The sequence below is a fragment of the uncultured Hyphomicrobium sp. genome (assembly GCF_902826555.1).
GTDB lineage: Bacteria > Pseudomonadota > Alphaproteobacteria > Rhizobiales > Hyphomicrobiaceae > Hyphomicrobium_C.
The window spans coordinates 19,274-30,569 of sequence record NZ_CADEFI010000020.1; the positions used below are offsets into that span (position 1 = coordinate 19,274).

Genomic DNA, 11,296 nt, shown 5'->3' on the forward strand with positions numbered 1-11,296 from the left:
ATTTGACGACATGACAACCGACAAGCTCGCGCGATGGATAGGCACTGCGGGTATAGCGGCCATCGCTTTCGTCCTTTCGACACCGGCAAGCGCCCACGTCGGCACCGGCGAGGCCCATGGCTTCATGCATGGGCTGTCGCACCCAATCGGCGGCCTCGATCATGTGCTCGCCATGGTGGCCGTCGGCCTGCTTGCCGCCAACCTCGGCGGGCGCGCGATGTGGCTGGTGCCGGCTGCGTTCGTCCTCATGATGGCTGCCGGCGGCGCGCTTGCCATGTCGCATGTGGAAGTGCCGTACGTCGAACTCGGCATCGCCGCTTCGGTCGTCGTGCTCGGGCTTGCGGTGGCGCTTCGGCTGCCCCTTCCGACAATGGCCGCCATGGCGCTCGTCGGCTTCTTTGCCATATTCCACGGCTTCGCTCATGGCGCGGAGATGCCCGCGGACGCATCGGGCGCGAGCTATGCGGCGGGCTTCATGCTCGCGACCGCGCTTTTGCATGCGATCGGCATCGGCATTGGCCTCGCCGTCGCCCGCATCCGTACCGGGAGCGTCGACGCCAGTCAGTTGGGAGGGGCCGCGGTCTCGATCGCCGGCGTCGCGCTGATCGGCGGCTGGATCTGACACGCGAAACGATGAACGGCGCAGACGTCAAGTCTGCGCCGTAGTGTTCTACTCGGAAACCGCAAGCCAGCTTTCGACGGCCTTGTAGCGCCGCTCCATCTCGGTCAAACGGTACTCCATCACATCTCTGATGCTGATGATCCCGATCAACCGCTCGGCCTCGACCACCGGCACATGCCGGATGTGGTGCTGACGCATCAGATGCATCACCTCCGCCAGGCTGGATTGAAGCGAGCACGTGACGACGCGGCGCGTCATCAAGGCTGACACGGGCAACAGGTGCAATTCTCCGCGGCGGTCCGCGAGGCTGTATGCGACATCCCGCTCGGAAATGATGCCGTCGAGTGTCTGTCCGTCCCGGCTGACAACTAGAACACCGACGCGGTGTTGTTGAAGTTTTCGCGCCAGCAGACCAATGCTCTCGTTCGGCTTAACGGTCAAAATGTGCTGGTCTCGCCCTTCCAATAAATCAGCTACGTTCATCGCGTTTCATCCCATTTAAATTTTTGCCATGCCGCATTCGCGGCACTCCATTTCGCTGCGACGCGGAATGGACGCTCTTTTGAGTGGTTCCGAATTAATTGCTTCGGAACGACCATGAGGACATTTTAGGAATGACGCAGGCAGTCGCGGGATTGTCGCGCGACATGTTGTACTCCGGAACTACGCTCCGGAATTTATATCGCCGAAAAATTGGAATGATCTAAAAACTCAGGGCACTCGCCCTACCGAATTTGACCACGGCACCGGCATCGCAAATCCGCTTACCGAACCCGGATGTGCTCGTGCGTATGGACACGCCCGCCGCCGTGCGCATGGCGCGTGGTCTCGATCGTCGCCGGGATCATTGTGATACGCCCGTGCCGGGCCCCGCGCTCAGCGATAATTTCATTCGCAAGTTGCTGAACAGCCTTTGATTTCCCCCTGAGAACCGCCACCTCCATGCAGCTGTCGTGATCGAGCGCGATGCGCATCGTCGCCACGGACAGGTCGTGCGCTTTCTGAAAGGTATGGGCGAGCCGCTGCGGAAGTTCGCGCGTCTCCTGATCGTAGACATAGACGACGCTCGCAATGCAGTCCCCCGACGGAGAAACCGCGTCCGTTTCCGAAATACCCGCCCGAACGAGATCCCGAATAATCTCAGAGCGGTTCTGATAACCGCGAGCTTCGGCGAGTTTTTCGATCTCATTGTAAAGCTGGTTATCAATGGTGATTGTAATGCGTTGCATGTTTGCCCCACTCAACCGAATTGCGCGCAAGTATGACGATCGACCATAGAAATCATACTCCATAACAATTCGAATGCCACAAAGATCGTACGCAGAAGGGTTGTTTCCATGCAAACGCGCCTCGCCATTGCGATAGCTTTTTTCGTATTCCACTCGTGCGCACTTTCCTTCGCTCAGGGCGTGCAGGAGCTGCCGACGGTGACTGTCACCACGTCCGAGGCGAAAGCCAAGAAAAAGATGACGATGAAGCCGGCGTCACAAGCGCCGCTCGCATCCGCCTCGGCACAGGAACCCGCCGGTCAACTGGAATTCACCCCCGCCGACGAACTCGACCCCAGAAGCGAGCAGATCGGCATCGCGCAATCGGCAAGCCAGGGCATCGTCACCGCATCGGAATTGGCGGCGCGCCCGGTCTACAGGACCGGAGAGCTGCTCGAATCCGTTCCGGGGTTGATCGTCACCCAGCACAGCGGCGAGGGGAAAGCCAACCAGTACTTCCTGCGCGGCTTCAATCTCGACCACGGAACGGACATCGCGATCACGATCGACGGCATGCCGGTGAACATGCGCACGCACGGGCATGGCCAGGGATATGCCGATACCAACTTCATCATTCCGGAGATCGTCCGCGGCCTCGCTTTTCGCAAGGGACCGTACTACGCATCGGAAGGCGATTTCGCATCCGCGGGCGCCATTCACCTCGACGTCTTCGATCGGCCGACGCCGAGCTTTGCCAAGGTCGAGGTCGGAGAGTTCGGCCACCGCCGCGCCGTCGCCGCGTCATCTGCCCCCGTCGGAGTGGACGGAACGGTGATGGTCGCCGGCGAGGTCGCCCGCTTCGATGGACCCTGGGAACGTCCCGACGACGTCGAACGGCTGAACGGGGTTCTGCGCTATACCAGCGGATCCTACGCCAACGGTTTCGCGCTCACGGCAATGGCCTACTCCGGGCACTGGAACTCGACCGACCAGATTCCCCTCTATGCCGTCGAGTCAGGCGCGCTCGATCGCTTTGGCACCATCGACCCCACCGACGGCGGCGCCTCGCACCGCTACAGCCTGTCCGGACGTTGGCATGCGACGGACGCGGACTCAGCGACACGCATCAACGCCTACCTCGTGAAAAGCGACCTCGCGCTGTTCAACAATTTCACCTACTTTCTCAATGATCCCATCAACGGCGACCAATTCCAGCAGGCCGACGACCGCGTGCTTGCGGGCGGCAGCGCCAGCAAAACCTATTTCTCGAGCCTCACAGGCGGGATCAAGAGCGCGACGACCATCGGCATCGACACCCGCTACGATGATATCGATGTCGGTCTTTTCAATACCAAGGAGCGCAAGCGGCTCTCGACGGTGCGCGAGGACTCGGTTCAGGAGGCAAGCGCGGGAATTTTCGTCGAGAACACGATGCGTTGGACCGATTGGCTCCGCACGACCGTCGGCCTCCGCGGCGACCTCTTCCACGTCGACGTCGCAAGTGACCGCGACGAAAACTCCGGAAATGAAACCGATGCCATGCTGAGCCCGAAGGTAGGGCTGGTGTTGGGGCCGTGGGCCGACACAGAGTTGTATTTGAACGCGGGAACGGGCTTCCACAGCAACGATGCACGCGGCACCGTAACAACCCTCGATCCCGTGACGCTGCAATCGGTCGATCCGGCGCCGCTCCTCGTGCGCTCGGAAGGCGCAGAGGTAGGCGTCAGAACGCAGCCGACGCGCGCCATCACCAGTACGCTCTCGGCTTTCGTCCTCGATTTCGACTCCGAGATCGTCTTCGTCGGCGATGCCGGAACGACGGAGGCCAGCCGCCCGAGCCGCCGCGTCGGCACCGAGTTCACGCTGCAGGCGCAATTGCTCCCCTGGCTGTTTCTCGATTTTGACGCTGCCTACACGCGCGCTCGTTTCACCGATCGCGATCCCGCCGGCGACCGTATCCCGGGTGCCATAGAGGGCGTCGTCACTGCCGGGCTCTCGTTCCAGGACGTGTGGGGCGGCCTATTCGGTGCCGTCAACGTACGCTATTTCGGACCGCGCCCGCTCATCGAGGACGACAGTGTGCGCTCGGAGCGGAGTACGCCGGTCTCGGCGCGCCTCGGGTACAAATTCGACGACGGACTCATCGTCCAGGTCGACGCCTATAACCTCTTCGACGAGACCGCGAGCCAGATCGACTACTTCTATGAATCGCGTTTTCCCGCAGGTGCAGCTCCGGAGGAAGGAATCCATTTCCACCCCCTCGAGCCACGCTCCTTCCGCCTCTCCGTCACCAAGGAATGGTAGACCGCCCCAACTCAACTCGCGATCGACCTGCATTCTAGTATTGTCTGATGACAGACGGTCACCCTAAGATGCGATGCATCTTAGGGGGGCGTCATGTTTCAGATGGTTCATCGCGCAATTTTTCTCATCATGCGGGTTGTACTTTTGCTGCTCGTCACGGCGGTTCCATCCGCGGGCGAGGAAAAGTTCATCACGCTCTTCAAACGCGTCCAAGAGCTGAGCAGTGCCGGCAAGACCGCCGAAGCCGCAAAGGTGGGGCGGCGCCTCTACGCGGCTGCGGAGAAGAGACGCGACCTCGATCCTCTGTCGCGCGCCAATGTCTACGGTCTCGTCGCCAACGCGCTCTGGGACGACCGCCAGATCGAAGACGCGCTCGCGCTCTACAAGCGCGAGGTCCAAGCGCTCGAAAAAGCGCCGGACGCCGAGCGCCGCTACGTCGGTGTGCGCTATGCCAATCTGGCGAACGCGTTCTACGACCTAAGTCGCTTCGACGACGCGGAGTTGCCGGCACGCCGAAGCGTCGAGTTCCTGAAGACGACTTCCAAAGGAGAACCTGCAGGCGCCTACGCCAATGCGTCACACCAACACGCTACTATACTGCGTAAGCTGGACCGTCGCGAGGAGGCGCTTGAGGCCGCGCGCATCGCCGTTGCGATGTGGGAACGCGCTGACGGACCGGAGAGCGGCGCCGTTGCCAATGGATTGAACACGCTCGCCATCCTGCTCAACGAGCTACACGAGCTGGCGGAGGCCGACAAGACGGCGCGGCGCGCACTCCAGATTCGCATCAAGGAAGCCAAAGGACGCGAGACGCTCGAAATCGCCGGAGCACGATTCACGCTTGCCAATATCCTGAGTGCGCAAAACCGCCTGCCAGAAGCCATCGTGGAGGCAAAGAAAGCATTCTCGCTGCAAACGGAGCTGAAAGACGAGGGCGCCGCGGCAAACACGGCCAACTCGCTTGCGATCTTTCTCAAGGACGCGGGTCGCGCGGGTGAAAGCGAATTTTATATCCAGAAGGCGATCGAGCACTTCAGCAAGGACCCGAACCCTGACAACGAGATGCTGGTCAACGCGCGCAATACGCTCGTCTCCGTCTTGATCGCCCAGGGCCGAGAAACGGACGCCCTCCCGATTGCGCGGGAAGTTGTCGAGAGCCGCCGACGGGTGGCCGGACCCGACCACCGTGAGACCGGCAACGCAGAGAACACACTCTCCTCGATCCTGACCGACATCGGTCAATTTGAAGAGGCCGAGCGGGCCGCACGCGAAACCATCCGCATCTGGGACCTGAGATTCGGTCCAAAAAGCGGAGCGGCCGCAAACGCACGCAATTCCCTGACAAGCGTCCTGCAGCTCCGAGGAGACCTGATCGGCGCTCAAGCGGTCGCAAAGGACGCTTACGAGATCTGGCTGGCGCAGGACGCGAAAGAGCCCGCCTCGTCGGCGTTCGGACTCTGGAGGCTAGCGACGATCTCCCTGGCGATGGGCAATGCCGCCGAGGCAGAGGATCAATTCCGGAAGGCGCTCAAAGGATGGACAGATGCCTTTGGCAGCACGTACCATCGGACCGCACTGGCCCGCTCCGGTCTCGTCTCCGCCTACGTCCTGCAGTCGAAATGGGACGACTCCGTCACGGAATGCCACACGCTCATCGACGCTTCGGCCGAGCGCACGGGCTTCGGCACGGCGGAGCTCGGCGGCAAGGTGTCCGGTGAGTTCCTGAGCGATATGGACAAAACGCGGAGCGACATTCACCGCTGCACAAAAGCCGCCTTCCGGAAGGGAAACACGGACAACGACAATTCGGCCTACTTCTTCAAGGTGGCTCAATGGGCAACCAACAGCAAGGCGGCGCTGGCGCTCGCGCAGATGGCCGCCCGCGCCTCGAAAGGCGACGAAGCCATCGCAGAGGCCCTCCGCAATCGCCAGCGGCTCGTCGCCGAAGGCCAGCTGCTCTCCACCGAGCTGATCGAGATCATGAAAGCTCCACGCTCCGAAGAACGCGCCCACCGCGAGCGTGAGGTGCGAACGAAGCTGCTCAATCTGCAAATGGGGAAGGACTCAATCGACCATCGTCTGCAATTGGGCTTTCCCGACTACGCAGCATTGAGCGCGCCACAGCCGGTGAGCATCGAGGATCTTCAGAAAAACTACCTTCGTGACGACGAGGCGTTGATCCTATTCCTCGATACGAACGAACAAAAACCTGTGCCGGAGGAGACGTTCGTCTGGGTCGTCACCAAGACCGACGCGAAGTGGGAAAAATCGGACCTGGGGTCTTCCAGGCTGGCGCGAGAGGTTACCGCCCTGCGGTGCGGGCTCGATCCGTCGGCTTGGACGCAATCAGCCAAGAAAAATGCCTGCGCGGCCCTGCTCGGCGCGGTATCCGAGACTGCCTCCACCGGAAACGCACCTGCGCCGTTCGACTTCGAACGAGCCCACAGCCTCTTCACGTCGTTGCTCGGCCGCGTTTCGGAGGTGATCGCGGGCAAGTCGCTCATCATCGTCCCGTCCGGCGCACTCACTCAGCTGCCGTTCCAGGTGCTAATCACAGCCCCGGCGAACGACGGAAAAAGCCCGGCATGGCTGATCCGCGATCATGCCATCACCGTGTTGCCGTCGGTGGCCAGCCTCAAGGCTTTGAGGGGAAATGCACGCGCCCCGGGTGCGGGGCGCAAACCCTATCTCGCCTTCGCCAACCCGCTGCTGAGCGGAGACGGAACGCCCGAGGATGAGAGCGCTGCAACCCTCGCCAAGCTGAAAGCCGATTGCAACACGGTGAGCGCCGTGTCGGCGCTGCATGAGAGCACGGCAGATCTCCGGCAGGGCATCCGGATGCTTGGAGGCAGCCAGGACATTGCCGAGCTGCGTCGCCTGCCGCCGGTCCCGCAGACCGCGGACCTCGCCTGCGCCGTCGCAAAGTCGATAGGGGCATCCGACGACGACATCAATCTCGGCGCTCGCGCCACCGAAGCCCACCTCAAGACATTGAGCACCTCGGGAGCGCTCGCGAAATACGCGGTGGTCAACTTCGCAACCCACGGCGCCGTCGCTGGCGAGCTGACCACGCAGACGGAATCCGGCCTCGTACTCACTCCGCCGACCACACCCACCGAAGACGAGAATGGCTACCTCTCCGCCTCCGAGGTGACCGAGCTCAAGCTCGATGCGGACTGGGTGATCCTGTCCGCCTGCAACACCGCAGCAGGTGGCACCGCCAATGCTGAGGCGCTGTCCGGCCTCGCACGCGCCTTCTTCTACGCCGGCGCCCGCTCGCTCGTCGTCTCGCACTGGCCCGTACGCGAGTCGGCCGCGGTGACCCTCATCACCAAGGCCATGACGGCAACGGCCGGCGACAAGCCGCTCGGGCGTGCTGAAGCAATGCGCGGCGCCATGCTGGCCCTTGCGGATACCGGCGATCCCAAGGTTGCACATCCGTCATATTGGGCGCCGTTCGTCGTGGTGGGCGAAGGCGCAGCCGGAAAGTAGATGCGCCTGACGCAGCGACGATCGACAAACGAAGTCGGCAATAGTCCCGAAAGAGAAGACAACGCACACCGCAAAAGAGCATGTGTCGTGAAAGCCCAGGCTGTGCCGTCGGCGGTGCGGCAAATCGTACGGTGCGCGTTCAGGTGCCATCCCTGCGTTGGAATCTAGCGCTTGGGCTTAAACCTGTGCTAAGGGCCGCGACGGACCTAGTCCGGGCGAGCGGATGCCAGAATCGGAAACCACACTTTCCATCCTCGTGATCGATGAAAACCGCTTGCGGGCCGCGGTCATCGAGGCCGGCCTGCGTGACGCCGGCTATTCGAAGCTCACGATCGTTCACGATGTCGCCGGCATCGCACGCCGTATCGCCGACATCGCCCCCGACGTCATCGTCATCGATCTCGAGAATCCCAATCGCGACATGCTGGAAAGCATGTTCCAGCTTTCTCGCTCCGTAAAACGCCCCATTGCCATGTTCGTGGACCGCTCCGACCAGGCGGCGATCGAGGCCGCCGTAGAGGCCGGCGTCTCCGCGTACGTGGTCGACGGCCTGAAACGCGAGCGCGTCAAACCGATCCTCGATATGGCCATCAGCCGCTTCAATGCCTTCTCCCGCATGTCGCGCGAGCTCGAGGAGGCGCGCTCGCAGCTCGAAAGCCGCAAGCTCGTCGATCGCGCCAAAGGCATCCTAATGAAGACGCGCGGGCTTTCGGAAGCTGACGCCTACGCACTTCTGCGCAAGACGGCCATGAACCAGAACCGCAAGATTTCCGAGATCGCCGAGAGCCTCATCACGGCCGCCGGCCTGCTGGCTCCGCCGGAGGACAAATGAGCGAGCGCCGACCATATGAGATCGTCGCCGGCTTCATGCCGCTGCTCGACAGCTCCGTTCTCGTCGCCGCCAAGGAGAAGGGCTTTGCCGCGGCTGAAAACATTGATCTCACGCTCGTGCGCGAAACCTCGTGGGCCAACATCCGCGACCGCATGGCCGTCGGGCATTTCCAGGTCGCACACATGCTGGCCCCGATGCCGCTCGCGGCCAACCTTGGCCTCACACCGCTTGCGGCCAAGACGATTGCCCCCATCGCACTCGGGCTCGGCGGCAACGCAATCACGGTTTCGAACGGCCTGTGGGCGCGCATGGTGGCTCAGGGAGCCAAGGCCGATCTCGATCCAGCCTCGGCAGGCAGGGCGTTGCGGGGCGTGATCACGGAGCGGAGCAGCGCTCGTGATGCCGCCTTACGCTTCGCCGTCGTACACTCATTTTCGGGCCACAACTATGAGCTCCGCTACTGGCTCGCCGCGTGCGGCATCAACCCCGACCGCGACGTCGAGATCGTCTTCGTTCCTCCGCCGCTGATGGCCGACGCACTCGCGAGCGCGACCATCGACGGCTACTGTGTCGGCGAGCCTTGGAGCACGGCCGCGGCAAAGGCGGGTCTCGGCCATATCGCGACGGTCAAGGCCGCGCTGTGGCGCTCGAGCCCGGAAAAAGTGTTGGGTGTCGTTGCGAATTGGGCGAACCAGGAGCCTGAGGCACTCACCGCGCTGCTGCGTGCATTGTGCCGTTCGGCGGAGTGGTGCGCGGCGGCTCGGAACCATCGCGAGCTGGCCGAGATCCTGGCGGCACGCGCGTTCATCGATCGTCCTGCCGAATGGATGCTGCACGGCCTTTCGGGAGAGCTGGACGTCGGCGGCGGCGAAATCAGGCGCGCCGAGGATTTCTTCGTCCCGTTCGCCAAAGCAGCCACGTTTCCCTGGAAGAGCCACGCGCTCTGGTTCTATTCGCAGATGGTGCGGTGGGGGCAAGTTGCGCACACGTCAGAGCAGGCAGCCATCGCCCGTGAAACATATCGCCCCGACATCTATCGCAGCGCGCTGAAGCCGCTGGGCATTGCGCTGCCGTCCGCGAATGCGAAGGTGGAGGGGGCTCTCGTTGCCCCGACTCCGGTCGGCTCGGCCGGCGCCAGCCTCACACTCGGCCCGGATGGCTTCTTCGATGGCGCATTGTTCGACCCGGATCAGCTGGACGCCTACATCGAAGCCCAGCGACGATAGGTCCACTGCGCGTGCGCTGCACAAACTTTGTGCCCCTGGTGCATAAATTGTCTATTCTTTGGCCTTGCTGAAGGCCCTGCGACGCGAGTATCCGTTTCAATAACAGGTTGATCCCAAGCCATTTGCTGCAGCGCCAAAGTTGGTGCGGCACCGGCTCCAGGATTAACGCGGCGCCCAACGACGGGCGCTCAACAGGCAAAGCCGCCGATCAAGCAATTGCGCACACGCGCAGGGGTTTGACCGGCGGCTTTTTTGTTTTTTCAGGCCCTGCGGGGCGGGAGACGGATCAATGCAGGAAAACGGCCACGGAGATCTCGGATTGGCGCGCACCGAAGGCCGCGCGCTCTGGATGTCGACCCTCGCCTTCACGGTGTGTTTTGCCGTATGGACGATCTTTTCCATCATCGGCGTGAAGATAAAGCAGGAGCTGGGACTCTCCGAAACCGAGTTCGGGCTTCTCATCGGCACGCCGATCCTGACCGGCTCGCTCTCGCGCATCTTCCTCGGCATCTGGACCGATCGCTTCGGTGGCCGTCTGGTCTTCACGCTCATGATGCTCGCGACGAGCGTCGCCACCGTTCTGCTCGCGTTCGCGCACACCTATCCGCAGATCCTTGCCGCAGCTCTCGGTGTCGGCCTCGCGGGCGGCTCGTTTGCGGTTGGTGTTGCCTATGTCTCGCGCTTTTTCCCGCAGAAGCGTCAGGGCACCGCGCTCGGCATCTTCGGCGTCGGCAACGTCGGCGCGGCTGTGACGAAGTTCGCAGCTCCCTTCGTGCTGCTTGCTTGGGGGTGGCAGGCCGTCGCGCTCGTGTGGGCCGCCGTCCTCTTCATCATGGCGATCGTGTTCTACTTCACGACTATTGACGATCCGGTCCTCGTCGAGCGGCGCAAGACGGGCGCAGAGGCCAAACCCTTCATGCTCGAGCTTTCGGCGTTGCGCGATGTCCGGGTCTGGCGCTTTGCCTTCTACTATTTCTTCGTGTTCGGCGCGTTCGTCGCACTTGCCCTCTGGCTGCCGCGCTATCTCATCGGGGTATACGGCTTCGACATCGCCACGGCCGGCATGATCGGCGCCCTCTACTCGATCCCCGCCAGCATCTTCCGCGCCTACGGCGGCGTGCTCTCGGACCGCATCGGCGCCCGCACCGTGATGTACTGGAGCCTTGCCGTTTCGGCCATGGCAACCCTTGTACTCTCGCTGCCTCCGACCAGCTACGTCATGCGCGGAATCAAAGGTGATATCTCCTCTCACTTCGAGATCGGTGTCGGCGCCTTTATCGCCGCCGCCTTCGTGCTTGGCTTCTTCATGAGCCTCGGTAAGGCCGCCGTCTTCAAGCACATCGCTTCTTATTATCCGAACAGCGTCGGCGCAGTCGGCGGCCTGGTCGGCATGATCGGCGGACTCGGCGGCTTCGTGCTCCCCATCGCCTTCGGCGCCCTGAACGACCTCACTGGCCTCTGGTCGAGCTGCTTCATGCTGCTTTTCGTCATCTCATCTGGCCTGCTCCTGTGGATGGATGTGGTGGTGCGGCGCATGAACCGGACCGAAAACACCGCCGCGAAAGGTCTTCCCGCCCAAGCCTTCGTCGCAGCCGAATAGCACAGGGGGAAG

8 protein-coding genes are annotated in these 11,296 nt (G+C 62.5%); 6 read left to right on the forward strand and 2 right to left on the reverse strand.

Annotated elements, in window-relative coordinates:
• The first annotated feature begins 10 nt into the window (after window positions 1-10).
• Window positions 11-622, forward strand: coding sequence for a HupE/UreJ family protein (locus QZV93_RS10225; protein WP_295558129.1), 612 nt, complete (start codon window positions 11-13; stop codon window positions 620-622).
• Between the two features lie 48 nt (window positions 623-670).
• On the opposite strand, the gene QZV93_RS10230 is transcribed toward QZV93_RS10225, so the two are convergent.
• A complete protein-coding gene (locus tag QZV93_RS10230; protein ID WP_295558131.1) occupies window positions 671-1,105 on the reverse strand; it encodes a CBS domain-containing protein in 435 nt (144 codons plus the stop codon).
• A 281-nt stretch (window positions 1,106-1,386) separates the two neighbouring features.
• Window positions 1,387-2,004 (reverse strand): nickel-responsive transcriptional regulator NikR, encoded by a 618-nt coding sequence (gene nikR / locus QZV93_RS10235; RefSeq protein ID WP_363156906.1) that lies wholly within the window; start codon window positions 2,002-2,004, stop codon window positions 1,387-1,389.
• Between the two features lie 45 nt (window positions 2,005-2,049).
• Between nikR and QZV93_RS10240 the strand changes: the two genes are divergently transcribed.
• The 5 genes from QZV93_RS10240 (at window position 2,050) to QZV93_RS10260 (ending at window position 11,284) form a co-directional block, all read left to right on the forward strand.
• Window positions 2,050-4,134, forward strand: a complete 2,085-nt coding sequence (locus tag QZV93_RS10240) for a TonB-dependent receptor (protein WP_295558149.1) — start codon at window positions 2,050-2,052, stop codon at window positions 4,132-4,134.
• A 93-nt stretch (window positions 4,135-4,227) separates the two neighbouring features.
• The gene (locus QZV93_RS10245) at window positions 4,228-7,626 is read left to right on the forward strand and encodes a CHAT domain-containing tetratricopeptide repeat protein (RefSeq protein WP_295558151.1); all 3,399 of its coding nucleotides are present in this window, start codon (window positions 4,228-4,230) and stop codon (window positions 7,624-7,626) included.
• Window positions 7,627-7,849: 223 nt separating this feature from the next.
• Complete coding sequence (locus QZV93_RS10250; RefSeq protein ID WP_295558153.1) at window positions 7,850-8,458, forward strand: ANTAR domain-containing response regulator; 609 nt, start codon at window positions 7,850-7,852, stop codon at window positions 8,456-8,458.
• Entirely contained in the window at window positions 8,455-9,684 is a 1,230-nt protein-coding gene (locus tag QZV93_RS10255; RefSeq protein WP_295558155.1) for a CmpA/NrtA family ABC transporter substrate-binding protein, read from the forward strand. The genes QZV93_RS10250 and QZV93_RS10255 overlap by 4 nt, the downstream gene beginning before the upstream one ends.
• A gap of 289 nt (window positions 9,685-9,973) precedes the next feature.
• Window positions 9,974-11,284 (forward strand): nitrate/nitrite transporter, encoded by a 1,311-nt coding sequence (locus QZV93_RS10260; RefSeq protein ID WP_295558156.1) that lies wholly within the window; start codon window positions 9,974-9,976, stop codon window positions 11,282-11,284.
• Window positions 11,285-11,296: the final 12 nt, after the last annotated feature.

What these genes read in the sequence shown, in the direction of transcription:
- QZV93_RS10250 (WP_295558153.1), top strand. Translation starts at nt 7,850, where the DNA reads ATGCCAGAATCGGAAACCACACTTTCCATCCTCGTGATCGATGAAAAC.
- QZV93_RS10245 (WP_295558151.1), top strand. Translation starts at nt 4,228, where the DNA reads ATGTTTCAGATGGTTCATCGCGCAATTTTTCTCATCATGCGGGTTGTA.
- QZV93_RS10255 (WP_295558155.1), top strand. Translation starts at nt 8,455, where the DNA reads ATGAGCGAGCGCCGACCATATGAGATCGTCGCCGGCTTCATGCCGCTG.
- QZV93_RS10230 (WP_295558131.1), bottom strand. Translation starts at nt 1,105, where the DNA reads ATGAACGTAGCTGATTTATTGGAAGGGCGAGACCAGCACATTTTGACC.
- QZV93_RS10260 (WP_295558156.1), top strand. Translation starts at nt 9,974, where the DNA reads ATGCAGGAAAACGGCCACGGAGATCTCGGATTGGCGCGCACCGAAGGC.
- QZV93_RS10225 (WP_295558129.1), top strand. Translation starts at nt 11, where the DNA reads ATGACAACCGACAAGCTCGCGCGATGGATAGGCACTGCGGGTATAGCG.